This is a genomic window from Paenibacillus sp. Soil750 (assembly GCF_001428045.1).
GTDB lineage: Bacteria > Bacillota > Bacilli > Paenibacillales > NBRC-103111 > Paenibacillus_E > Paenibacillus_E allorhizoplanae.
Map to the genome: position 1 here is coordinate 246,867 of NZ_LMSD01000043.1, position 25,837 is coordinate 272,703.

Here is a 25,837-nt window from a genome sequence, read left to right on the forward strand (position 1 = left end):
AAGCGAGTGACCATTAAGAAAGAGTGATTCGAGCACGTTAGCCATTCTAGCTAAACATGATATGAAGGAGTTCATATTTCATTTAGGAAGGTGGAAAAGTGATGGAAACAGTTAAGTATGACATTGAATTAGATAATGCTATTTTATTTGGGCAATTTATCATGGTCATGAAGGACGAAAGAGTTGTTGGATGGGGGATGATTGACGCATGGGATGAAAATGAGGTCAAAGTGGGTGACGAATGGTATTCACGTAAAAAATGTTCGTTTATTGTTTCGCCTGCGCCACAAACCTCTATTTTTACTAAATAGGTAAGGAGCCGTCTAACGGCTCCTTTTTTCTATGTAATTGTGAACCACGACTAAGCCAGTATCGTACTTTCTTCTGCCAACTTCAATTTAACAATATGATGTGATAATAAGTCGATAAATAACCGGGCAGCCTGGCTTAAATACTTATCTTTATGATGGATGATACCAATTTCCCTTTGCAGCGTTGGGTTCACGATTTTAATAGCTGTTAATTGTTCATCGTTGTACATATTCAAGTAAGTTCTGGATAGCGCGGTCACGCCAGCACCCGATTTTACAAGGCCAATAATCGTTTCAATCGCCGTTGTCTCGATGATCGGCTCCATATTTTTGCCACAGACGCTGCTGTGTAGATCTATAATTTGACGGCATTTATGGGATTGGGGGAAAAGGATGAGCGGGTAACTGCTGATTTCGTCAAAGTTAATGCTTTCACGGTCGGCTAAAATGTGGTCTCTAGAAACTGCCAAATAGATATCTTCTTTGTACAATGGAATTTTACGAATGCGTTCATCTTCAACAGGAAAAATGGTGATAGCCAGATCAATTTGATTCTGTATGACTCGCTCCACAATATCGTCTAGATTTAGAATTTTAATTTGTACCTCAGGATAAATATGATGAAAGTCGAGTAATAAAGACGAAACAAGCTGAGTTAACTCGCCTGGAAGTGCACCAATGGATAAAGTTCCGCGATTAACCTTCTGAAGCTCCAAAATTTGTACTTTGACGTTATTTAAAGAAGAAAAAATCACTTTGCACTCATTTAATAAAATTTTACCCGCTTCGGTAATTGCAATCTTTTTACCAATACGATCAAATAATGGAACCCCTAACTCATCCTCTAGCGATTTAATTTGATGACTCAGCGTCGGCTGACTCATGCCCAGCTTCTCTGAAGCCCTTGTAAAATGCAACTCTTCACAAATGGCTATAAAATATTCCAGCTGTCGAAACTCCATAGGATATACCTCACTTTTAAATTGATATTGAAATTAGTAGTATGTATTTCGCGAAAAGTAAATGCGTTGTATCAATCCCCTTAAACGTATACTTTATCATAAACTTCCGCTTATTATGTAGAAATGAAGTGGAGTCAATCATCCATATTATTAATGATAACGATAGAATATCAAGTATTGATACTTTTCATCAATTATTCAATAATGATACTTAAGTCGCTAAAACAACTACCTTTTAATAGGTAAATTAGGAAGGAGACAAAATGAGTTAAGGTAAATCGAAATCCTTTTGAATTTGAACATATACACAAAAAAATGATAGAAAGTAGTGACCATCATACATGCAAACCATAACTGCCGTACCCAAACAAAAAAGCATTGGCTCTGTACAATTTTTACCCGTTAATCTATTTGCGTCGGTTATGGGAATTTCAGGTCTGTCATTGGCTTTGAGACAAGCAAGCAAGCTATTCGGTACTTCACTTGTACTCGCTGATATCATTGGAATTGCCGCGGTGCTCATGTTTATCGTATTAAGCTTAGGATATATTTCTAAGTGGATTCTATACCCTCAAAAAGTCAAAGATGAATTTAAACATCCCATCATAGGAAATTTCTTTGGTACGATCACGATTGCCATTCTTTTGCTATCTTCCGTAGTTGGGACTTACAGTGGACTGACTGGTCAAGTGCTCTGGATCATCGGAACTGTAACGACGTTAGCGCTTAGTTTTATCATCGTTACACGCTTGTTAGACGGGAATCACGAACATGGTCATGCGGTACCTGCTTGGCTTATTCCTGGGGTTGGGACCCTTGATATTGCGGTTGCAGGTGGGAGTATGCCGTTTGCATGGGCGCATGAAATTAATCTACTTTCTCTAGCGATCGGCGGAATTGTGGCTTTAGTTTTCCTTACCATGATCCTATCCAGATTGATACATCATACTCCAATGCATGCTGGATTAACGCCTTCTATGCTTATCATGATTGGGCCGTTTGAGGTTGGATTTCTTGGCTATATTAATTTTGAGCATAGAATTGATCAGTTTGCATCGATTTTGTTTTACTTTGGATTGTTTTTGTTCATTGTCTTGTTCTTCAAAGTATTTAAAAAGTCAATTCCGTTTGGCGCTTCCTGGTGGGGGGTAAGCTTTCCATTGGCTGCACTCAGCAATGCTGCTTTGCAATATGCGATGTTTGTACATTCCTGGCCGCTAATTACCATTGCTGCGATCATTCTTGTCTTGATGAACATCGTTCTGGTCGTTCTCTTTGTTCGAACAATAAAGGCGCTATTTAATGGGAGTCTGCTTAAAGGGTGATCACAATTTTAAAGGCAGCAAGACTGTCGGATAATAGAGATCTATTCTTCAGATACTATTAACAGTCCAATGATTTTCAATAAATCTTTGGACTATTCTTTATTATAGAAACGGATCCTGTTATAGAAATGAAGCATCATTACGATAGAAAACGTGATATTGATCGCATACATATTGATTTACTATAATTAAATTGTGCACAAAATGAGGGCCGAGAGGTATCCAGTTATGAACGATTCCATTGTAAAAAAAATAACAAACAGCTCAAAGAGGAAGTCATTATTTCACTTTACGAGGGCACGAAATTTGCCTTCCATATCACATGTGGATGCTTTGTATTCTTGTAATCAAGTAAATCCACATTTATCAGATGAAAGGAGGGAAGCGAGGAGAGAAATTCAATTTCATGGACATCTTTTTGTAGCAAACGCGCATTTAAAGATTTCCGATCAGGTGATGGATGCAACCACCACTCATCTGGAATTTCATAAATATGTGGATAAGCACGTATTTTTTTGGCCGACGCAACTAGATTGTCAGAAAATGCTGGCGATTTACTCAAAAAGAGAACCAAATGAAGCTTTCGCTATCCTTCAATTAGATGCTCAATCACTGATGACTGATTTTTATGACATGATAAAGCTAACAAAGTACGATTCGGGAAGCTCACCACGCTATCCAGCTCGCACTTCATATAAAAAAAGTTTGCAAATGTTTTTACCAATAGATCAATTTGAGATTGTACAGCGAAATGATGTACCTTCAAAACCATCTGAGATACGCGAGGTCCTTGTAGAAGGGAAAGTAACGAATGTGACCCGCTATTTACAAACTGTGTATTGTGATAGTCGAAGCTTGATAAATGAAAATTGGAGGAAGCATACGCAATCTTTACAAGGATTTTAAATAGAGGGCTCGAAAGGGAGGGCTAAAGAAATGATTTGGAATACGTTAAAATCGAGAGGTTTTCTATCGGGATACGTGTTAGTTATTCTCATGCTTATATGTTCAGTATGTCTACAACAAAAGGATATTCTCTTCCCAGAAATTGCTGGTATGGCCATGGGTGTGATGGTATTTCCAGTTCCACATTGGGTGAAGAATCCCCTTCATCTGTGGCTTTCTCCGACAATAGCTGCATTCCTGGGAACTTCCTTGAACGGGTTGTCCATAACGCCTTTGTCCAAACTTTGGTTAGGTTTTGTCATTATAGTCGTTCTCATGCACCTATTTCGCGTCAATTTTGGACCAACAATTCCAGCTGCCTTGCTGCCGATCTTTTTAGGTTTGCATGACTATGTTTTTGCGATTACGACTGCTGTGTTTACTTTTGTGATAATGTTAGCCGCTTTTAAATTGAGGAAACCAGAAAACTTAACGCCAAGTGGTCCGCTAAATTTTCGGAAAATAACGGATACGGTTATCATTAGCATCATTTTATGTCTTTGGATCGGACTGGCATTCGCAACAAATGTAGAAGTTATCGTGGTTCCACCTGTATTTGCCCTCATATTCGAGGTGTTTCATACAGAGAAATTTAGTTGGAAATTGATTCCACCTCGGTTAGCGGTATTGACATCGACAGCTCTTCTTGCGGTTGGCGTCTATCATCTATTGCCCGGTTCAATCGTTTGGGTTGGTGTAATCAATGTACTGATAACACTCATTCTCTGTATGTTGTTTAAAACACCTGTACCTGTTGCATTCGGTGTCTCGTTAATGCCGCTGATCGTTCCAGCATGGGGGAGCTGGGGTTTTCCAGTAGGTGTCTTTGTCACTACAGGTGCTTTGATGTGTATGTCAGCAGCTTACCGTCAATTAAGAAATAAACAAGCGATACAACAACTGCGCAGCTAAAATAAATCGAAAATCCGCTAATAAGCGGATTTTTTGGCTTTCAATCAGGCGCATTCAAATTGGGAGGAGTAGTGCGCAACTAATAATGTATTTGAAGCGTCTAATTATCTGGGATTATTTGTTAATATGGGCAAGAAGTTAATGGATATCGTCTCATCACAAATAAATAATGATATAAGACATAAAATTGGAAGGGTGTAGATTAAAATGCAAAGAAAATCACTTTTGATTTGCTTGTATATTGTACTCTCAATAATAATAGCTAACACTGGGATCCATGCTGCTGATGCGAAAACATCTGCAGATTTCAAAGATCTTAACGATATGGATGTTCCGACAAAAGCTAAAGTAGACAAATGGTTATCTGCAGGTTTTATACAGGGGGTCTCAGAGGAATGGTTCGGTCTAAATGAAACAATAACCCGTTCGGAGTTCGCGAAGATCGTTGCTCTTGCAGTAGGTGTAGAAATAAATAGCACATTGAAAACTTCAAGCTTCAACGATGTAAAGGCAGATGACCCAGTAATTGGATATACGCTACCCTATATAGAAGCACTTCGCCAAGCAGGTGTTATCGAGGGTATAGCGATAGATAGGTTCAACCCTAGTGGTGAGGTGACAAAAGAGCAATTTGCTGTTTTTATGGTACGTGGTCTTGGAAAAGATGCAGAAGCAAAACAAACGCAAGGAGGAAACGATGAAACAATATCCCATTATGCAAAAGGATATGTGGCTTTGGCTTTGAAATTGTTTCCTTATCTACGTTCAGACGGATTTTATAATGGCTCAGTTCCAATTTCTCGGCAAATGGTTTTACTCGGTTTGGATGACTTAACGATAGAATATTAAGTGTCCCCAATTTAGAAGAGCCAGATTAAATCGCCTTTTTCTGCGCAATAGTAAAATGAAGTTATACTTTAAGAAAATTAAAAATAGGTCATTATTAGTGGAGGAATATGGAACATTTAAACGATGACCAAAACATTACTTATGAAATTAAGAGAACCAAAAAATATGTACTAAAATTTTTGCTTTCAATTGGATTGCTGTTCATTAGTTTAATTTGTTATGGGATTTACTGGGCTTTCTTTGACATGAATCGGCTCCCGACAGGTGAATTAATTGAACAATCAAACTCTCCAAACGGCAAATATACAATTAATGCGTATGTTTCAAGTGGAGGGGCAACGACTGACTTTGCTGTAAGAGCAGAACTTATTGCCAACAAAAGCGCTAAGAAGAAAAAGAATATATATTGGAATTATAGAGAAGAGAGCGCATATATCGTATGGATTGACGATGATAATGTTAAAATTAATGGTCATGTTTTAAGATTGCCAAATGAGAAATTCGATTTTAGGAGAGAGTGAATTTTCTTATTCACGGAATTCCGCTAATGGGTAACTATAGTTCAATCACGACATGACGGCAGCCGGCACACGATTGGCTGCCGTTGTCAGTTGAAGTAACGGGAAGGATAGTTCTAGAAGCAAGACAGTTATGGTCAGTGGTTTTATGAAGGTGTCTGTTCATTTCGAATTTTTCGGTATTCCTTAGGTGTAATATCGCGATGCTTTTTAAAGGACTGGATAAAGTGGTTGACGTGATTGAAACCCACTATTCGGGCTATTTCGGTTATTGTATACACCGTCGTTTCTAACAACTCGCAGCTCTTTTTAATCCGATACTTAACCAAGTAATCGTAAGGAGTCATATGGATACTTTTTTTGAAGCTGCGAGCGCATTCCGAAACGCTCAAATGGGCTACGTCAGCAATTTCCTTCAAATTAATAGGGTTTTTATAGTTTTGGTGGATAAAGCTAACCATCAGTTGTAATCTCTCTTGCTGGAGTCTGTTATGTTTAGAGGATTCCTCTGAAGATAACGAAATATTGGAGATTAGAATTAGCCATAGCTGAACCGTATGGATGGAAATCTCATACTGCCATCGCCATGATTCTTTACGTTCAAATTTCTTCTTCATCTCCCATAGAGTTTGCAGGATTATCTTTTGCCACTCCGCGTCACCTTTGATTTCCAATGATAGTAAGTATGAATTGGTGTAAGGAAGGACATGGTTCCTTTCCATTGCACTATCTGAGTAAAAGGCGAGCAGTTTCTCCGGAAAATTAAGGCTCACGTATTCACCGTCATGACTAAGGTGCGTAACAATGTGCAGAACGCTCTTATTGATAAAGATGGCCTCACCTGTCTCTAATCATTGAATTATGTAAGGAATTAAGGAACTTACTTGTGCATAAAAAGTTGCGATACGAAGTCGATGTTACTTTATACTTCAAGATTGAGAGGAGGTTCCGTCTTCAACTACAGGGTAACGGTACTTCTATAGATTAATAAATGAAAGGGCGGATCAATTGAATCTGCCTCTTTTTTGTTATATTTCGTAAAAAAATTAGGTCAATAATTTTAAAGAATAGGTAAAATAAGTTCGTTGAATTTCCAATATATAGAATATAAAATGAATATTATAACAATTACATTAATAAGAATGGAGGTTTAAATTTGAAAATTAGCAAGAAAGCATTCTTTATTATTAACATTATTTCTGCATTTTTGAGTGTTCTAGGAATAACAGGTTTATTTTTCTCATACAAAGTTACTTCTTGGGTTAAGAATATAGAGCAAATAAAGCTAGGGTATTTAGATATTTTCGCTGTATGTTCCATATTCGGAGGTTATATTACGCAACTTCTATTTTTGCAGAAGTCAAACATTCAATGAAGATTGAATCGGATGTAAAACAAGTAATAGAAATTCTAGTTATGAACTTCGACTTGAATCAGTCGAGACAACGACACAGGATACCTTTAATTAGTTTAATAATTCTACCTTATTAAAGGATGTGAAAACTGAAATGTTTTTAAGTGAAAAAGTCGATTGAACTAACGGATAACGATAGTTCAATCAATAAAGCATGAAGGCAGACGGCCAAAGATGAACTGCACCTCCAATCGTTAGATGGTGTCTAACAATTGGGGTCACTTCATCGCGGTAGCTCTTTTTTTGCTTTAATGAAATAACGTTAGGGAGTTTAACACTATACGTGAAACGGTCTTTTGATCATTTTTCCAGCCAAATTTGTTTAAAGTCTATCCAGCCGTTAGAGTTGAATGAAGCGCCTCTAACCGAAGGATGCATATAAGTATTCAGCTGTCGATGATGCAGGAAAATGATATGACACTCTTCCCTGAGACGTTCCTCAATATCGCGCATGTGGTTTCTACGGGCTTGAATGCTTTCTGAGCCAAGAGCCAAGTCAATTTTGGAAAGAATCCAGCATTTGAGAGAAGGAGTTAGATAAGTACTGGAGATGCATTCCTCATGTTCATACATGTCAATCTCGCAGACATCATCTTCGGCTAGAATGATCCCCGAAATGGTGAAATCAGCGCTAGATATGATTTTAGGATCTAAAACTTGGGTCCAATTCGCCAAAAATAACTCGACAGTAATGCCAAAGTTAGTCATGCGCGTTACGATCCATCGTCCGTCTCGTTCATACTTTTCGTGTACGACAAGTCGAAGCTCGGTCCCGTCGTAGCTGGATTGAGACAGTGCATGATAGATTTCCGAATCGGTTGCAGTTTTGCGCTCATATTGCAAACTGTCTTCAGGGCGCAAAAAATAAGCAGGCAGCACGCGTTCTCCGCCTAGTTCGGATTGCATAGCCACAGGATCGAGCATGAGACTTACGGCTTTACGGAAGTTCTCGTTCTGTGTCCACCCCTCTTTATTTCCGTTCCATGTCATCATTGTGCAGCCGTCGCACAACCGGACGAGAGATTGCCAATTTTCTTCTGGATTCTCTTCCTGCACCGATTTATCCCCATCATGAGTTTGTATCACGGAGGGTAAGCCAATTGTAGACTCTTGTTGGCAATCTTCCGGCATGATGATGATATCGACGTCATCCAAGTAGGGTCTTCCCGCGTAGAAGGAGGTATTGGCAGCCAACTCGATGCGATGTGGAGAAAAGGAGAGCAGTTGGAAAGGTCCTGTGCCCGTCGGCAGTCGCCAATAGTCTTCTTCACTGTGTCCGTTCAAATCCAGAGGCAAGATGGAAGAAGCGGCTGAGCATAAAAAACGGTCAAAAATCCTATTTGATTGTGAGAGTACAAAACGCACACTACGCGGTCCTAGAGCTTCCACAACCGAAAGGTTTCTCATCATCCAGCGGTTAGGCATGTTTTGAGAGCGAAGCCGTTCGAAGGTAAAGACTACATCCTGAGAGGTCAGTTCACGACCTGAATGGAACAAGACACCTTTGCGTAAGTAGAAAGTCCATTCCATTGCCTGCGAATCTGTGTTCCACGTATGAGCAATTCCGGGAACTATCCGATCTACCGTCTCGTCATACGTGACTAGACGATCGAAGATTTGCCGGATGATGTGTGAGTCGAAGGCATAATTCACTTTAGCAGGATCGAGCGTTTGGACGCTACGGTACACAGGAAAACGAAGCGTATCGCATTCGGTAAGACCTCTCACTGTTTCCTTCTGATAGCCGAATCTCCCCTGTAGCCATTCGATGAACTTGATCTTGGCTTCTGTTCCTTCACCGTACATGCTGAGCACTTCGAACGATGTGCGATAATCGCCTTGATCTGCTTTGGACGTAGCAAGGTTAAGCAAGAAGTTTTCTTTATGCACCTTGAAAATTATGTGTGATCGATTACCGCGACCGCGGCCAGGCAGCCAATTTATGAGACACTCTTCCTCTAATTTCTTCAGCACAAGTTTCACGTTCCTTGACGAGCAGAATAGCGCATTTGCCAACTCTTCCAGAGTTGCCTCCACAGCTTCGCCATTCGAGTTTCCACCGCCAAAACGGTCGTATAAAGTCAGATATCGTTCAGCTATCAGCATCCTGATCACCCCTTTGGTCGCTAAAAAATACAGAAAATCATAGTAGATTATTGAAGTATAACATTTTAGGATATTTGAGACTACGGCACAATTTCTGTCTTTTAGAATGATGTGAATGGCTTCAATGAAAAAGAGAGAATTTGTGTTGGAACGCTAGTTTGGGTGTGGATTACGCTGTATTGAAGGAATTCTTTTTATGATTCACTGAAGTATCGGGCAGAGTAGTTGAATCGGATTAAAGGAAGATATTAATTTCCTAGCGAATATTTCAATATGGTTTTTGGTTTATTGTAAATTCCCTAAAGGATGATAAAAATGAAAATAAGAATAAGAAAACGATATATCATAACAGGTATTGTATTTTTTTCCTTTATTATTTTGTCATTTCTTTGGTATGAGAGATCCAAGATAGATATAGACACCTTAAATAAGAATTTATTAATTAAAGACATAAAGTTTGGAATGTCTGAAGAAGAAGTAATACAACAATGGGGCCCAGGTGAATATATCAATGGTATGGGGGGACATGGGCGAGCGTATAACGAGAAGAAAGTTAGAATTAGTTTTTCCAATGATGCTGATAATGATCTTAATGGTAAGGTTGGTTCCTTGGAGTTTTCTAATCCTGACTACTCAATATTTTCGATTAGGATTGGAATGGACCGACTGGACGCAATAAATCATATAAAATCAAACACTAAATTTAAAACTGTAAAATATTCGGAAGATATATTTGTATGTGGTGAGTTTTCAATAGCATTAAGAGGTAAAGACCTGATTGAAGAAATTCAAATATGGTTTAAAGACAAAGATATGACAGATAGAAATTATTAAATAGATCGAGCCCTAGCGAATTTGAAGAAGAGGGAACATCCGATAACACCATATTCACGCTGCGTGGCTGACGCCCCTTGGTCTGCCCGAGGCGATTTCGAGGACGTGGAATCAGAGCAGACACCCCTGTACCACCTAACCGCATCGCAAATGTTGTCACTGGCTATTGGACTTTATTTTATGCCATTCATTGGTTTTATTTTTATGTTTTGCTTTATCACAGTTGTAGCACAAAAGGAGCATAACAGCTTATATAAAATCCTCAGTTCTTTATGCTTTGGTATAATGGCTTGGACAATAACGAGCTTAATGATGATTTTGCACTAACAGAAAGCATGAGCATGCATTTCATTTGCTGAACTCTAGCGGGAAAATATAGCGCAGGAGTTGCATTGAAGCAAGAATTGGAAATGGAGAAGTTGCTTCCAATAAATCATGGCTAGAGATGATGCGAAAAAGGCAGATATTTAAAAACACCTCGTTCAACTAACGATGAACGATTGTGGAGGAGCTTGCTTTGGAAGCTCCTCTTTTGGTTCATGAAAGTATCAGGCAGGTTAGTAGAACTATGCTTTTCTAATCCTGTCTATTTATATAATGATTCTTTTAGAGTCTACGTTAGGATTAAGGAGGATTTATGAATATCCCAGTAAAAATAAACCTTTGGTCATTCGTATTAATGTTTTTCTGCTGGATAGCTTTCTTTTTAGTTCAACCTGTTTCAGTAGTACCGTTTAACCCGCATTACATCATCTTAAGCGCCACCATCACAAAAACTCGAATATTAAACTCCCTTGTTCCGGACGGAACAAGGGAGTTATTTACTATATTAGGATTTATTGCAGAGACGCAACCAAACGAATCAAGACATCAGCCTGGTGGGTCGTCAGCCTTTTGCCCGTTTGTGCCTGCACTTCATTGATGAAAGCATCGTAATTACAGTGCTCAAGCTTTTTCACAAGCGAGTTCGTAACCCCGTCTGCTCCCGGTCCTGACACAAATGTACGGGTTACGTTCACCACGGAACTAACGGTCGTCTGCACAGTGTACGTATACGATGCGGATGCTGCGTTGCCCGCAGCATCTTGAACGTCGATGGTCACGACATGCGAGCCAAGACCGAGCTCATAGGCCGGAACATCGACAAGGAGCGCGGTGCACGGATTATAGACGAGGCCCGAAACCGTATCGGTAGCGGTACATTTTATTTGAACGGTTTGGTCTACGGAGTAAATGGTCCCGCCGTTAATTTGAATCACTGGGGCCGAACGGTCGATGCGAATTTCTGTGCTTTTCGTTTGTTCCACGTTGCCGGCAGCATCCTCGGACCGGTAAAGAAGATGAGATTCGCCGTCGGCCTCAACGGTAACAGGCCCGCCGTACGGCTGCCAACTTGCTCCGTTGTCGATGCTGTATTGCGTGGAACTGACGCCGGTCAGGTCGTCCGTTGCCGTAAGCTTAACGGTCGCCTCCGAAACGTACCAGCCGTTATGCATCGTTCCTTCAACGGTTGCCGTCGTCACAGGTGCTATCACATCAAGTACGTTCGTTATCGCAATTGCGTTGCTGGCCGCACTTTCGTTGTGGAGGCGGTCCACTGCGGTAATGATATAAGTATACCGCGCGCTTTCAACGGCAGTCCGGTCGACGAACGATCCCTTCGCGCCCTCCTGCTTGCGGAGGGTAGCGACGATCTTGGACGCATCCTGCAGGCTTCCTGCCGTATCGCCTTCGAAACGATAGACAACATAGTAGGCTGCGTCTGCTGTACCATTCTCCCAAGTCAGCACCACACCAGATGGTTTGCGGATGGCGGAAGCGAGAACAGGGGTGTTCGGCGCTTGATCGTCAAGCCAAGGCATCGCAGGGACAAGTGACGGGTAGCGGTAGAGATCGGTTTTTAACCGGTCCGTAAAGCCCAACGGATTAGCTGGCAGCCATTGGGCACTGAAGAAGATGCTGCCTTTGACGTTGCCGAAATTGCGATTATAGCTTACTTGGTCAGGCATTTCGTTCGGGTTCAGCCAACCCGGATCATTTGAGCCGATGCGGTAGGTTGCCTGGCCGCTGTAGAGGTGAACGTTTTTGCCGGTAACCACGCCATTCCACCATTCGATCAGCTTGTCGTAGGCGGCTGGCGAATAGCCCATGTACCAGTAGATTTGCGGTGTGATGTAATCGATCCACTGCTGGTCAACCCATTTTTTCGAGTCCGCATAGATGGCATCGTAGCTGCTGAGACCGTTCGTTTCGGAGCCTGCCGGATCTTCCCCTTTGTTTTTCCATATGCCGAACGGACTGATACCGAATTTGACGTAGTTTTTCTCCTGCTTGATTGTGGTGCTTATCTCCTGTACGAACGAATTGACGTTGTTACGTCTCCAGTCCGCTTTGCTTACAAAGCCCGCGCCGTATTTCTGGAAAGCATCCTGGTCGGGGAAGTCGACACCGCTGACCGGGTACGGATAGAAATAATCGTCAAAATGAACTGCGTCGATATCGTAATTTTCCACGACTTCCATAATGCCGTCCATGATGAATTGCTTCGCTTCCGGTATTCCCGGGTTGAAATACAACTTCCCGCCATACGAAACGACCCAGTCCGGATGCTGGCGCGCAGGGTGATCCGGCACCAGTTTATCGAGACGATCCTCCAGGCTGATCCTGTACGGGTTGAACCAAGCGTGGAACTCCATATTTCGCTTATGTACTTCCTCCAGCATGAACGAAAGCGGGTTATAGCCGGGATCCTTGCCCTGCACGCCCGTCAGCCATTCCGACCAAGGACCGAATTGGGAAGGGTAAAAGGAATCCGCAGTCGGTTTTACTTGCACGATAACTGCGTTGATCCCCGTAGTTTGCAGCTGATCCAGCAGCTTTGTGAAATCGCGCTTTTGCTGCTCCGGGTCCGTTACGCCTTTTTTCGGCCAGTCTATATTGTCGACTGTAGCGATCCACGCCGCTCTCAGCTCAGACTTCGGAAGGGCGGCCACTTTGTTCACCACCAAGTAGAAATCGCTCGTTTTCCCGCCATACGTCACGGTAATACGGGAGGTGCCGAATTTCAGCGCCGTAACAACACCGCTTACACTCACGGAGGCGACCGCTGGGCTGCTGCTCGTATACGTAACGCCGCTTGTCAGCTCAACTTGCTCCGGAATCCATGTGTAGGTGCCAAGCACCTTCGCCTGCAAAGCATCGCCAACCGTCATCGTGTGGAGCTCTGTCAGCTGGATGCTCTGCAATACCGGTACAGGGGCGTTTACATTCAGCGTATAAGCCGTTGAGACGCCTTTATAGGACATTGTGATCGTTGTCATTCCAGGTTTTACGGCTTTCACCACGCCATCGGCATCGACGGTTGCAACATCAGGAGCGCTGCTTTCATACGTTGCTCCGCTCAGTACGGTAACGGGTTCGGTCATGTCTGGGTACACTGCGTACAGGCGAATTTTGTTCGTAGAGCCAGATTCCAGCTTCTCCAAGGAAGATTGCTCTATTCTAGATGGTACGGCTGCGCTCGATGAGACGGTCAGCACGTAGGATGCTTCAGGAGCCGTCCCATAGGAGGCATAGATCGTCGATGTGCCTGACTGCAGCGCCCGGACTGTGCCGTTTGCGTCGACGGTTGCAACCTGCTCGTTGCTACTGCGGAAGGATAGCCCGCTTGTAACGGGGACCGGCTCCGCTGCATTCTGGTAAGTCGCGAATACTTGCGCCTTCTTCGATTCGCCAATCTGAAGAAGAGGCAGATCCGCAAAATCGAGCCCGTAAACAGTCGAATCTGTGTAAAACGCCGTCAGCTGGTCAAAATAAAGCGCACCTTTGTTTTTGTTATTGTCTTTTGTCTCCGCGACATAGATTTGATTAAGCTTGATCGGAGCTCTCAGCGAGTTCGGAACGGATACAGTGATGTACTTCCAGCCGGTCCAGTTCAGCCCGTTGCTGCTGGTGAAGTCAAGCGCTGAGACAGTTCCAGCCGAATCTTTGACTTGAGCGCGCAGCCAATGGTTGTTGCCGTCGCCGTACACCCAGAGGCCAAGTCTCTTAGGAAGTCCCTGCAGCGTTCTGCCCGTTGTGCCATCCGGATCCTTGAAGTTGACGTAAGCCGCCGACGTTCCGGTCGTGCCGGTAAAATCGTAGGATAATTTAACAGCATGATAGCCGTAATAAATCGTTTCCGGTCGGCTGATAAGTCCGATGCTTGCCGTCGCCTTCGCCGAGGACGAGAAGAGATTAGCCGTTTGCTCAAATCCTTCCACACCGGCGGCGGCCTGAACGCCGGCTAGCGTCTGCACATCTGCGCTCAAAGCAGACTCTGTGTCCGCGCTAGCAACGGGTACACCGAACATAATTGTGCTCAAGAACAATAATAAGGCCATGGCAAAAGGGATTGATGCAGTGCGACTTTGATCGGATTTCTTCAATGCGACTCACTTCCTTCTCATTATGTATTCGCTTACATGAAAGCCGAATAAACGCGTCTACTCCTTTCTTTTCTTCTTTTGGCAAATGTTATAAAAAATTCCGGCTGCCTTTAGCATACAAAATAATATTTCAAAATTCAATAACACAAGTGAAATTTTATTTTACTGGGCCAGCAACCTGATCTGGGACTGGAGCCTCTATTTTTCTATATGTGAGAAAAGATAATATAAGTAAAAAAAGGAGGTTCCTTATGCACAATGAAACAATTGATTACAGTACTGCTTAGCATTGCATGGTTTTGTACATTAAACAACACCGCATTTGCTTATGATTCTCCTGTGACCGTTCGGATCGACGGCAAGGCGGTGCATTTTGAAGTAGCGCCCGTGATTGAAAATGGATATACGCTTGTTCCGATGCGGGCTATTTTTGAGGAGTTTGGCGCTAATGTAATATGGGAGGGCAGCTCGCATACGGTTTCTGCCGGTAAAGGAGATATGGCCATAAAGTATAAAATTGGACAAGCAAAGGCGGAACGAAACGGTCAAATCGCCACGCTGGACTACCCGGGTAAAATTATAGATGGTTCTACAATGATGCCTGTTCGGTTTGTTACGGAAGCATTCGGGGCAGCAGTTGGATGGGATGAGAGCACAAAGACGGTCAACATATCTTCACCGCCAAAGCAGCTAGCTGAGATCGTTCGTGTCCTTGACGGCTTCTATCTTGAAGTCAAGTATCAGAATTTTAGAGGTGAAAATGTTCAAGAAAACGTACGGCTCGCCGGCATAAGTCCGATACATAACGGGATGGATGCAACCGAATATACGCAAAAAATACTCCCAATCGGATCAAAGGTGCTTATTGAAGCTAGAGGATCCCGTGACCGTAATAAACACCTTCGTGCAGATGTTTATTTATCGGACAACTCTTTGTTAAATGCCAAATTGGTTGCTGACGGTTACGCCATGCTGTCTGCGAATTTAAAGGACGAGAAGCTGAATGCAATGCTCGTTTCTCTCCAAAGGGAAGCAAAGGTACAGAAGAGCGGTTTATGGGCGCAGCAGGATCAGGCTGGCCTTCCAACTACAATCAAGAAAATAAGCATCGGTCCAGGACAAATTGCCGTGGTAACGGATAATGGGGACTTATGGACATGGGGACAGTTTTATGAAAAACCGACCAAAATCATGGACCATGTGACGGAAGCCAAAGTATATTCTGATGAAGGAATGGCTCTAAAAGAGGACGGTACAGTATGGGTATGGGGCTTCAATAATGGCGGTCTGTTTGGAAATGAAAAACAGGAATATGTTGTTACCGTGATCCCCCGGCAAGTGGAAGGGTTACACGATATCACGGCCATAGATAAGAAGTTCACAGCTGCTGCTGCCCTCGATCGTAATGGTCGTGTATTCATGTGGGGTTCCAATTTTAATGGCAAATTAGGTCTGCCATACGATTATAAGAATATCATCGTCAGCAAACCTTTCAATACGTCCTGGAAAGACGTTCGTTCGGTTAGTATCGGTTTTCTATTCACTGTGGTGTTGAAAAACGACGGAACGGTTTGGAAAACGCAGCCAAATTCATCAGAGTTAATTCAACTGAAAGAGTTAACGGATATCGTTGCTGTTTCCGCACAAAATTCGGCAGCGCTTGCTCTGAAGAAAGACGGAACCGTCTGGGGATGGGGAGAATGGAATGACTCTATATTTGGAAACGGAGAATTATTTCAAGAAGCACCGCAACAGATTCAAGGATTAGCAAAAATAGTTCAAATTGATGCAGGTCAATTTCATTTTTTTGCAATAGATCAAGAGGGGCAGTTGTTTGGGTGGGGAGAAAATGATCACGGCAATCTTGGTGTGTCCTCAAAAGAAGGAACTGTTAAGATACCCATGTTGGCAAACCAAATAAGCCCTGTCCGGATCGCTGATGCGGGTAGTGAGAACTCGATATTTTTGAAAACAGACGGAACTCTGTGGGGTGTGGGGCATAACCCATATAATATCTTTGGTGAAGATGGTGTTATAAACCCGAATGATGGCTTGAACTATCAGGGGCTAACGAAAATACAATTGAACTGACGATTGGGGGATGACCGATACGTAAAAAGGGATGAGAGAGATAGATGGAGTGCAAACAGTGAAAAAGATATTCCTCTCTTTGTTGGTATTACTATTTCTTTGTGCGTGTCAAAATCAAATTAATACAGAACACGTTTGGATTACATCCGTTCCAGAGTTAGCGGCGAAGCCGATTGTTGATATGGACGTAGTGGTGTCTACGCAGTCAGATTTAAGAACTACACAATCCGTATGCAGGTCTGACAATCAACGAAGATTATCGAGATTTAGGTGCCGATCGGAGATATTTATTTCCTTTACGAGTTTTCGAGGGTTTTTGACAGAAGGGGGGCTAAGAGGTATGAGCTCCTAGTGCTAAACTTATACGAATATGACAATTGTCACCTCGAACCGATGACTTGACTCACTTTTGAAGCACTCCGTTAAAGGTGATAATTAGATTATAAAATCCTTTAAGGGAGTGTTCATTATTATGAATTCAACAGTATCAATGATAATTTCGGCCTTAATTTTCTTTTTCATCCTACGCGGACAATTAAGTGGCATGAGTAAACCACTTAAAAAATCAGGAATAACATTACTGCTGCCTATTTTATACATTTCTACTTCGCTTATGCAATTGTTTGATCCATCTCTGCATATTCACGAAGGGCAAGTAATCATTGCTTTGTTGATCGGCATAATTGTTTCGATTCCACTCATTGTGACGACCAACTTTGAAGTTCGAGACAATGGCAACACGTATATTAAGCGTAATAAAACAGTCTTTGTGCTGCTGATCGTGATCTTTGCACTGCGTTTCCTAGCGATTGCGACTATAAACTCAATTGATCCAAGCACGCTTAGTTTTATGTGCAACCTGATGACCTTTGGCTACATCGCAACTTGGCGTATCATCAGTTTTATAAAATTCCGAGGTGTCAGCTCTCCAAAGCAAGCTGTGCTGAGTATTTAACACAGCAATGAAACGAGTCAGGTATTCAGCATTGTTGAGTAGTGTAACTGAGAATTTTAAACTTATACATGCAGATAGAGTGCCTGTTTTCTCTTTGCCCGAAGGTTACGATTGGTTAAGTTCTAACGGGTAACGATAGCGGAATAGCGGATGCATCCGTTTTTTGTTCGCTGAGCTAACGGGCAGGTTAGTGCAACCCTTTACGATAAATACGGTATAATTTTGTCAAGTGTGTTTGCAGTGAAAATAGAAAAAATTGATAGTGGTCATTTATAACGATACCTAAAGAGAGTATGAAAAAAATTACCCGAATTTGATTAAACCATAACTAAATCCCACGCTTCACCTTGTAAGAATGCATACCTTATCCTTGGTAATGAAATTTGAAATGTCCAAGGAGTGTAATTCTATGGCGACAAAAATCAAACAAGTGCAAAAGACAGTTTCCGGAGAAATAGATGTTTTCGTCGGAGCAACCGATTTCAAATCGCAAGTACTTCTTGATACAGAATGTGGCGGTGCCATTGAAAATAATTTGAGTATAATTCCTGACGGTGCCGTTATTACACTGCGTCGCGGAACGATAGCTCGCAAGGTGACGGTTAAACAAGAAGGTTCAGGTGAATGTGTTGCTAACTTTATGTTTGTAAGTAAGGTTTTAGCAGAAACATTTCAATTCAAACCTAATACACGCTTCGTAGGGACATACAATCCTGCGAACAAAACATTAACCTTGCGTCGTAAACGAGTGACGGTTCGTAACGTAGTGGTGACTTCCAGTTCGAAGGTAAGGATAGAAAGCGTAGCTATTGGAGACGGATTGGCGATTTCGATGGGTAACTACCTAATTGGAGGAGAACTTCTAACTTTGAAGCACAGTACAACGCGGCTACGGCTTCGCTATGTTCGTATTGGTGACCTTTTTAATAACGATTTCCGCCTAAATCCACTTAACATTCGTAGGCTGGGACTTAATGCTGGCAAGACGTATAAAGTCGCATATAATCAATGTACTAGAGAGATAACTTTCTTAACATAAACGCTGATCCTTTCCGATTTGACCTATGCTAGTTCCATAAGTTAGCTGCTCCCACATACAGGGAGTTACATCGCAGTTTTCTGTTTATTAATTCCTTATCCTTTATTCAGCTAACGTTCAATAACAACAAGAGAAGGCAGCCGACCTAGGGGGCGGTTGCCTTTTCTCAACTAACGGGCAGTATAATGCAATTAAAGTTACCACGAAACACTTATATTGGTTGAATGAGACTCATTGAAAAATATCTGATGCGAATTAGAAACGCAAAAAATGAACCTTTTGAACTGTTTAATTGTTACATAGATAAACAACTGAAAGGACTCCTGCGTAGTCGATTATAGAATTTGATCACCGAAGAAGGAACTGATAAGGCTTACCGCTAACTCGGAGGTTTTGTTGCTATCGTCGAGTAGCGGGTTCACCTCAACAAATTCAGCAGAAGTCACAATACCTGCTTCATGCAGCATTTCGACGGCGAGATGAGCTTCGCGAAAGTGAAGTCCACCTTTGACGGCAGTCCCTGTGCCAGGTGCCTCATCAGGATCCACAGAATCAACATCATAGCTGAGATGAACGCCATCTGTTCTTAATTTAATATAATCAATTGCTTCTTGCATCACATGTGCCATGCCTTTGCGGTCAATATCGTACATGGTAAAGCATTTGATACCAAGGGAGCGAATTAGTTTCTTCTCACCCTCATCCAGAGATCGAGCTCCTATAAGCACAATATTTTCTGGCTTCACCTTCGGATTTATACCTTTCATGTTGGTCAATAAGGGATGCCCGATGCCAAGGCTGACCGCAAGCGACATGCCGTGTATGTTTCCAGACGGGCTTGTATCTGCTGAATTTAAGTCGGAGTGTGCATCAATCCAAATGACCCCTAACTGCTTATAATGATTAGATAATCCCGCAATTGTGCCAATGGCGATACTATGATCTCCGCCGATAATGAGCGGGAAATAATCTTGGCTCACGACTTTAGCAATCTGTTCAGCTAGTTGGGTATTGATCTCAATAACCTCAGCGAAATGTTTCAAATTCGTCGTTTCCACTTGAGCATCTAAGGGAACTGCTGTTTCATTATCCAGACGCAGATCAGCAACGTGATCAACGGTATAATCCATTTGGTGTAACGATTGAAGTAACCCTGCTTCAAAAATGGCATTAGGTCCATGACTTGCGCCCCGGCGGTCTGCTCCAAGATCAAAGTTGACACTGATAGCAGCTATTTTCGGTTTGATACGCATCGGATCCACTCCTTTTGATTGAATGATTAGATGATAAGTCCTCAGGCTCCGCTCCTTTGACTAACATTCCCAATCTACATGTAACCATCCTTCTTTACTATATTCTCAAATGAAATTGGTTTCCCGTGTTCGACTCAACGAAAGTCTTGTGCACGAGCCACATCCGAGCATCTCGGTAGCCTAGCCTATTGTTATGAGCATATGCGTTTTGCCTTACTCCAAGAGGCCTCTTTTGACGATGTTTATGGTGATTTTGGGTTCGATTGACATTTCTGGATAGACCTCGTCCCATTGAATTGTTTTCCAATAGCGATAATGATGCGCTTTTACTTCCAACCCAATACCTAAGGCATCGCAATTGGCTTGTTGCAGCTCCTTAATGACTTCCTTAGCCCTTTCGTTCATCTTTTGCTCCAATTGTGAACTGAGCTTCTTCAGCATTTCATCATCGACGTGAATAGTATCGGGCACTTCTACTAGGTCACAAGTGAAGTCGGCACTTATAACCGCCCTGACGGAGCCATTGTCGTTTGTGACGGCAATTTTACGGTCGCCGTCTCGGTTCATGAACAGCGAAACATACATGTTGGAAGAAATGTCCTTCTCGGTGATGGTAAAGTAATCAGGTTTGGATTTCGAGAGCATGATGAAGAGCACGGATGCTTTGCTGTCAAGCTCGCCGGTCATCTGCTTGTTGTGGAATAGCGCGAGTCCCGTTATTTTAGCCCGATCTGCGCCCATTGGATTAACGATCGGAATCGAAGCGTCGGTACCGTGATTCGTTAACATCGAATAAATTAAATATGGAGAGGCTTTCGGAATCAGACCGTTATCTTCGCCGCTCTGTAGCAATTCGTAAAGATACTCACTGACCATCAAGCGATCCTCCGCTTTCAACTGCAGCAACTTGCTTGCGGAATCATCCACGATGGCCATTTTGACATTGATCGGACTATGGGCTTCTCGGTAATACGACTCCAGCGCGGGATACAAGCTTTTTCGTGCCAATCGTTTGTTGATGAGTATGAGGCGTGTTTTCCCGAAATCCAGATTTTGGGAAGCCGTTTTCTTAATTTCCACGTAAGCCTCGTTAATCGTCCTTCCTTCAGCGCCGATGGTTGGCACAACGACTTCGGATTGGGTTTGTTTCTTTAACTTGATGGTCGGAAGGGATATAGTAAACAGAATCTTGCCGTTTTCGAGCAAGTCGAAGGCTTCTGCGTCCTCGATCCGTATTTCTTTCAATTCGCGTTGGTCCCAGCACCCGGTCAACCCTAGAAGGAGGAGAACCAGGAGCAAGCTTCCTATGTGCGGCTTCATGTTCGAACTCCTTTCCCCCCTGATAGCCATCTTTTAAGGTAGATCGTCATCAACATCATTGCCAGGATCCCGAATGCCGCTGCCGGCCCATAAAGGGAGATGAAGCCTTGGATGCGGGATAATTGCGAGACATCCAGCTCCCGTTGGCCAAGCACGATCAAGACAAGTGCGCTCACGAGCAGCGCTGGAAGTTTGATTCCCTTCTTGGGACTAGCGATGGCAGACACCGAGGACACAAACAGTAAGAGATAAGTAGATAATGTAGTGATAATAAACAGGATCCAAACAGCCAGCACGATGATATCCGTTCGCTCGATGAGCTTAACCGATATCGTTTTGAACTGAAACAGCAGCGGATGTCGGATGAAACTGATCATTTCGGAATTGAAGATGACCGTCGAAGAGAACACGCAGAGCATATAGATGGCTGTGATTGTGATATTGCAGAAAATCGCAGTACGCAAGACGGATTTAGACGGCATCTGAAAACAAGGCGAAAGAACCATAAGAATTTCTAAGCCTATAAACGACATCATACTTTGCCAAGAGCTGTAGCCGATTTTTACTAAGCCGGAAGAAAATAGAGGCATCACAAAGCGCAAATCGGCATCCTTGAGCGTATAGCAGATCAGCGCGATGAACAATGGAACGATCGCCGTGGCGAACACGGCGAAGCGGGCAAAAACACGTGGCGGATTAGAAACGAGATAGGTGCATCCGCCTACGAGCAGCAGTGCCAACATCCAAGCAGGAGTATTCTCGTAAGCCCATAAATGCGTTATAAAAATCCAACTCGCAAGGGCTTCATAGCATATGGTAAACGAATAGACGGCAAACGCCAGAATGAATAAGCGTCCTAAGTACGGGCCGAGCCGCTGTAATAGCATCTGGAACACGGTTTTGCTCCTGTCTTGCTCGCTAAGCATCCAGACCAGGATCAATAGAATGGTATTCAACAGGCCGCCGAACAGGCAGGCAATCCAGCCGTCTGGCCCGGCATCGGCGTTAACCGCATGCGGGAGAGATAAGACCCCAAGACCGAATTGCGTTTGGAACAGCAGGCAGAACAACTGAATGGGACCGATGGGCATATTCACAGTCTTCATCGTTTGATGCTCCTGACCGGCAAGCAGTACGGGACGCCGTATGGCTCCAGGGCAACGAAATGGATGAGGATGATGACAAACACGAACATCATTCCGTAAAAGCCTAAGATTGTTGCCCCGATAATAAGAGTTAACTGCATTATCGTCGATGTGGAGCGTAAGTCCGTTGATGGAATCACAAACTTCCCGATTGTCGTAAGCGCGATGATAACAATAAGGATGTTGGACACGAAACCAATTTGGACGAGTGACTCACTGATGGTGATACCGCCGACGATTCCTGTCATCTGGGCAAGCGTCGAGGGCAGACGGAGAGTGGCCTCAGCAATGAGCTGGAAAATCATAATCATGAGTAACACTTCAAATATCGGGGGGTAGGGTACGTTTTCAAGGGAGCTCTTGATGGTGTTAACCATTGAGAACGGAAGGACTTCATAATTGAAGCCGGCAATCGTGATATAAAGACTTGGCAGAATTAGACCGAACAGCAGTCCGATTACTCTGACCATCCTCATCAATAACGAGGGAAAGGTGCCCTGTATGAGATCGTCTGCCGTCAGCATGAAAGTATAAAAAGAAACGGGCAGAATAAGGCATGAACTGCTTCGGTCGCAAAGCACGCAGATTCTTCCGCGGGCTAGCAGCGCGGCCGCGAAATCAACGCGTTCCGTGCTGAGGGTTTGCGGAAAGATGGAATACTTGCTTTCCCGCAGCTGCTTCCGAATTAGGCCGGGGTGCAAGTCGTGTGATGATGACATTGATGAAATACGGTTAGCTGCAATATTTACGATACCGGTATCGGCTGTTCCATCCAACCATACCATAGCGATTAGACGCTTGGCATTCGTGCCCAGCTTGAAATAACGCACCCTGAGTTCACTAGTGGACAGATGTTTGCGAACCAGATTCAGATTTATCTGCAAATGCTCAACGAAACCGTCTCGATTGCCCTCTAAGGATCGCTCATTCACTGGCTCTTCTGGAGAGCGGCTGTTTTGCTGACTGACATCGAAGCTGTAGTAGAGACCGACTGCTTCGCTGCAGATTATGGCACTGCCTTCGAGCAGAGCGTCAACAGCATCTTGCACCGAGAGGCAGGGCTTTACTTTGGTGGCGGTCAGCAGTTCTTCCATGCACATCGCTACTTGCCCATCATTGGACTCACGCTGTAACTGCTTAAGAAGGCTAAGTTCAATTTTTGCCTTGTCGCACATCGTTTCCAAATACAGAAGCACGGCTTTGTCTTCCCCTATATTCAGTTCTCGAATGATAAAATCGTCGGTATGACAGAGGGCTTCTTGAATCGAAGCGATATCAACGGTTGGCAATAGTTCCCCCTCCTTTTTGGCTTATAATGACCAGAATTTAGGAATTCATGCACTGGGAGGAAATACGCTTCAAATACGAAAAAATCCTTGACCATCAAAAGACCACTGAAGAACGGGCATATTTAGATCATATGGCAATTAAGCTAAAGGGCAGATTTGTTTAAATGTGCAACCATGAACACTACTTCATTGCGTATATATAAATAATACAATTTGTGGGTTTTGATGGTAAGGCAAGAATCCTGTTTTAAATAAAAGGGGCTTTTCCAAGTAGGGGGACGTTTCCTTTGGTTAAAGTATAGGTAAAAAGGAAGAAGTGTGGGGTAAATTACAGATGGGGGTGTGTTAGTTGGATGAAGAAACCAGATTTAAAGTATATAAGGATTGGGCAGAGCGATTTGATTGTGATATTTCATCAATGACTATTCCGAACGTCATAGTTCGTGAACACTCCAAGACTTTGAAAGGATATAATGGTATTTATTGCTTTTTTAATGGAATGACAAGCATTATATCGTCTCCCACTAAGTATACCTCATATATAAAAATAGCCATCAGTGGTAGACATCCAATGGAAACTTTTGATGCGAATTTTCTTGTAAAGTCACTTAATATAGGTAAATACAAGGTTATTGGTCCTGCATTTCAGGGATACTGTGATAGGGCTTCATTTCTTGAAACACCTTCCCTTGAAGTTGTAGAACTTGTAACTTCAAATCAACTATCTCTACTTAATGATTTACGTAAATCTTGCTCTGAAACAGAGTGGGAGCATAGCTCCATAGAAATCAATAGACAACCAATACTAGCAAGGATATCTGATGAAAAAATTGTAGCAGCAGGTTCTTGGAGAGTAGAGGAATCTGGTTTTCTTAGCGTAGGTATTTTAAGTCACCCAGATTATCGAGGTAAAGGACACGCCAAAGCAGTTGTAAGTGCTTTAACTAGGAAAGGGTTAGAAGATGGTTTCACGATGCATTATCAAACTTTAATGTCCAATAGTTCGTCAGTAGCTATTGCTAAATCGCTGGGATTTGAAAAATTAGCTTGTACTCTGGCTATAAGGATTCTTGAGTAATTCTTGGATTGGTTTTAGTCGGTAATTAATTAAGTAAGGGGCGATAGGAACGTTAAATATGAACGAAACAAATACATGGTAAGTACGTCAGATAATGTAGGGGGCGAATCAGTGAAAAAAATAATATTTATAGTGGCGGGACCTGTTGTTATCGTCTCATGCATTTTGCTATTAATAATAATTGGATGCTATAAAGACCCGAAAATTGAAGGGGCAAATAAGATAAGTCAAATGGAGAGAACCTTCACATCAGAGAAGATATTTAAACAGAACAAAGACGCGGACATTCTATGTGTCTATGGTGCACGTTTTTATAAACATGTCGAAGAGCAGGAGCAATACAAACAAATGGATTTGAAAATAAATCATGAGTTAGGCGAGGTAAGAAAAGAGTACAAAGATGGAAATATTTTTGAAGATTACATGGCAACTAAGCTCCAAGTTGGGACAAAGATATTTACGATTCAAGGTCAAATGCAATCTGAATTGCTTCTTGTACAACTGGGAGAAAAATACGTTTTTTATGTATATCAGAATTCAAAGGATTTGTAAAAGACCCCTCGTGTGAAGCGATTCATGAAACTAACGAGGAACTATAACGCAATCATTACATGAGTTATCGCACCATCATTTCTAGTGAAATGGTCCCTTTATGTTAGAATAGACAGAAAATTGTAGAACGAGTAGCTTTTTGATGTAGAAGTAAATGCTATAATAATCAAGAAAGACTCATACAAGCTCTGAAAGACCTTCCAGGTTGCTTCTCAGATGCGTTAGTTAAGATATTAAGACTCAGTCAAGGGAGGATAAGTCAATTACTTCGAGAATTTTGCTTGTTGGTCCTCATAAATATAATTATTAAATTTGAATGGTAATGGAATTATTAAACGGTAACTAGACAGCAGTTGAAAACGAAATGTAGTTTAAGTACAATCAAGATTCATCAATCCGAATATATAACGATGCAGAATTATTATCGGTCCAAGAGTAAGGATTAGTAACACATGTAGACGAATCCCTTCGGTAATCGATGGGGTCTTTAGTATGCAATTCTTCTAAATTCA

General features: G+C 42.5%; 20 protein-coding genes and 1 pseudogene. 13 read left to right on the forward strand and 8 right to left on the reverse strand.

What is annotated here, in order from left to right; translation table 11 throughout:
* Window positions 1–101 precede the first annotated feature (101 nt).
* Window positions 102–311 (forward strand): hypothetical protein, encoded by a 210-nt coding sequence (locus ASL11_RS34040; protein ID WP_056625411.1) that lies wholly within the window; start codon window positions 102–104, stop codon window positions 309–311.
* 50 nt (window positions 312–361) lie between these two features.
* Here ASL11_RS34040 and ASL11_RS34045 read toward each other — a convergent pair whose 3' ends face one another.
* Window positions 362–1,273 carry a LysR family transcriptional regulator gene (locus ASL11_RS34045; protein ID WP_056625414.1) on the reverse strand — a complete coding sequence of 304 codons (912 nt, stop codon included), beginning with the start codon at window positions 1,271–1,273 and terminating at the stop codon, window positions 362–364.
* A 341-nt stretch (window positions 1,274–1,614) separates the two neighbouring features.
* Here ASL11_RS34045 and ASL11_RS34050 point away from each other — a divergent pair, with 341 nt between their 5' ends.
* The 5 genes from ASL11_RS34050 (at window position 1,615) to ASL11_RS34070 (ending at window position 5,825) form a co-directional block, all read left to right on the forward strand.
* Window positions 1,615–2,598 (forward strand): SLAC1 anion channel family protein, encoded by a 984-nt coding sequence (locus ASL11_RS34050; protein WP_056625417.1) that lies wholly within the window; start codon window positions 1,615–1,617, stop codon window positions 2,596–2,598.
* Between the two features lie 228 nt (window positions 2,599–2,826).
* Complete coding sequence (locus ASL11_RS34055) at window positions 2,827–3,504, forward strand: DUF7002 family protein (RefSeq protein WP_056625420.1); 678 nt, start codon at window positions 2,827–2,829, stop codon at window positions 3,502–3,504.
* Between the two features lie 30 nt (window positions 3,505–3,534).
* Window positions 3,535–4,455, forward strand: coding sequence for a hypothetical protein (locus ASL11_RS34060; RefSeq protein ID WP_056625423.1), 921 nt, complete (start codon window positions 3,535–3,537; stop codon window positions 4,453–4,455).
* A 207-nt stretch (window positions 4,456–4,662) separates the two neighbouring features.
* Entirely contained in the window at window positions 4,663–5,304 is a 642-nt protein-coding gene (locus tag ASL11_RS34065; RefSeq protein ID WP_056625426.1) for an S-layer homology domain-containing protein, read from the forward strand.
* Window positions 5,305–5,411: 107 nt separating this feature from the next.
* The gene (locus tag ASL11_RS34070; protein ID WP_056625430.1) at window positions 5,412–5,825 is read left to right on the forward strand and encodes a DUF5412 domain-containing protein; all 414 of its coding nucleotides are present in this window, start codon (window positions 5,412–5,414) and stop codon (window positions 5,823–5,825) included.
* Window positions 5,826–5,968: 143 nt separating this feature from the next.
* Here the strand turns inward: ASL11_RS34070 and ASL11_RS34075 are convergent.
* A pseudogene (locus ASL11_RS34075) lies at window positions 5,969–6,673 on the reverse strand (helix-turn-helix transcriptional regulator); the annotation flags it as partial.
* Window positions 6,674–7,536: 863 nt separating this feature from the next.
* A complete protein-coding gene (locus tag ASL11_RS34085; RefSeq protein WP_056625436.1) occupies window positions 7,537–9,342 on the reverse strand; it encodes an SgrR family transcriptional regulator in 1,806 nt (601 codons plus the stop codon).
* Window positions 9,343–9,657: 315 nt separating this feature from the next.
* Between ASL11_RS34085 and ASL11_RS34090 the strand changes: the two genes are divergently transcribed.
* A complete protein-coding gene (locus tag ASL11_RS34090) occupies window positions 9,658–10,176 on the forward strand; it encodes a hypothetical protein (protein WP_056625439.1) in 519 nt (172 codons plus the stop codon).
* Window positions 10,177–11,012: 836 nt separating this feature from the next.
* Here ASL11_RS34090 and ASL11_RS34100 read toward each other — a convergent pair.
* Window positions 11,013–14,603 carry a family 10 glycosylhydrolase gene (locus ASL11_RS34100; RefSeq protein WP_235550658.1) on the reverse strand — a complete coding sequence of 1,197 codons (3,591 nt, stop codon included), beginning with the start codon at window positions 14,601–14,603 and terminating at the stop codon, window positions 11,013–11,015.
* A 258-nt stretch (window positions 14,604–14,861) separates the two neighbouring features.
* On the opposite strand from ASL11_RS34100, the gene ASL11_RS34105 reads away from it, so the two are divergent.
* The 4 genes from ASL11_RS34105 (at window position 14,862) to ASL11_RS34115 (ending at window position 18,688) form a co-directional block, all read left to right on the forward strand.
* Window positions 14,862–16,694, forward strand: a complete 1,833-nt coding sequence (locus tag ASL11_RS34105; protein WP_056625445.1) for a stalk domain-containing protein — start codon at window positions 14,862–14,864, stop codon at window positions 16,692–16,694.
* A gap of 31 nt (window positions 16,695–16,725) precedes the next feature.
* Complete coding sequence (locus ASL11_RS36180) at window positions 16,726–17,046, forward strand: GrpB family protein (protein WP_082596052.1); 321 nt, start codon at window positions 16,726–16,728, stop codon at window positions 17,044–17,046.
* 120 nt (window positions 17,047–17,166) lie between these two features.
* Entirely contained in the window at window positions 17,167–17,649 is a 483-nt protein-coding gene (locus ASL11_RS34110) for a CcdC protein domain-containing protein (protein ID WP_056625448.1), read from the forward strand.
* A 409-nt stretch (window positions 17,650–18,058) separates the two neighbouring features.
* Window positions 18,059–18,688, forward strand: a complete 630-nt coding sequence (locus ASL11_RS34115; RefSeq protein ID WP_056625451.1) for a hypothetical protein — start codon at window positions 18,059–18,061, stop codon at window positions 18,686–18,688.
* 335 nt (window positions 18,689–19,023) lie between these two features.
* Here ASL11_RS34115 and rocF read toward each other — a convergent pair whose 3' ends face one another.
* The 4 genes from rocF to ASL11_RS34135 form a co-directional block, all read right to left on the reverse strand.
* The gene (rocF, locus tag ASL11_RS34120; RefSeq protein ID WP_442953117.1) at window positions 19,024–19,935 is read right to left on the reverse strand and encodes an arginase; all 912 of its coding nucleotides are present in this window, start codon (window positions 19,933–19,935) and stop codon (window positions 19,024–19,026) included.
* Between the two features lie 219 nt (window positions 19,936–20,154).
* Window positions 20,155–21,261 (reverse strand): Ger(x)C family spore germination protein, encoded by a 1,107-nt coding sequence (locus tag ASL11_RS34125; protein ID WP_056625456.1) that lies wholly within the window; start codon window positions 21,259–21,261, stop codon window positions 20,155–20,157.
* Window positions 21,258–22,367 carry a GerAB/ArcD/ProY family transporter gene (locus ASL11_RS34130; RefSeq protein WP_056625458.1) on the reverse strand — a complete coding sequence of 370 codons (1,110 nt, stop codon included), beginning with the start codon at window positions 22,365–22,367 and terminating at the stop codon, window positions 21,258–21,260. The genes ASL11_RS34125 and ASL11_RS34130 overlap by 4 nt, the downstream gene beginning before the upstream one ends.
* Complete coding sequence (locus ASL11_RS34135; protein ID WP_056625461.1) at window positions 22,364–23,695, reverse strand: spore germination protein; 1,332 nt, start codon at window positions 23,693–23,695, stop codon at window positions 22,364–22,366. Before ASL11_RS34135 ends, ASL11_RS34130 begins: the two co-directional genes overlap by 4 nt.
* 349 nt (window positions 23,696–24,044) lie before the next feature.
* Here ASL11_RS34135 and ASL11_RS34140 point away from each other — a divergent pair, with 349 nt between their 5' ends.
* Entirely contained in the window at window positions 24,045–24,773 is a 729-nt protein-coding gene (locus tag ASL11_RS34140; protein ID WP_056625464.1) for a GNAT family N-acetyltransferase, read from the forward strand.
* Between the two features lie 111 nt (window positions 24,774–24,884).
* Window positions 24,885–25,325, forward strand: a complete 441-nt coding sequence (locus tag ASL11_RS34145; protein WP_056625468.1) for a hypothetical protein — start codon at window positions 24,885–24,887, stop codon at window positions 25,323–25,325.
* Window positions 25,326–25,837 lie beyond the last annotated feature (512 nt).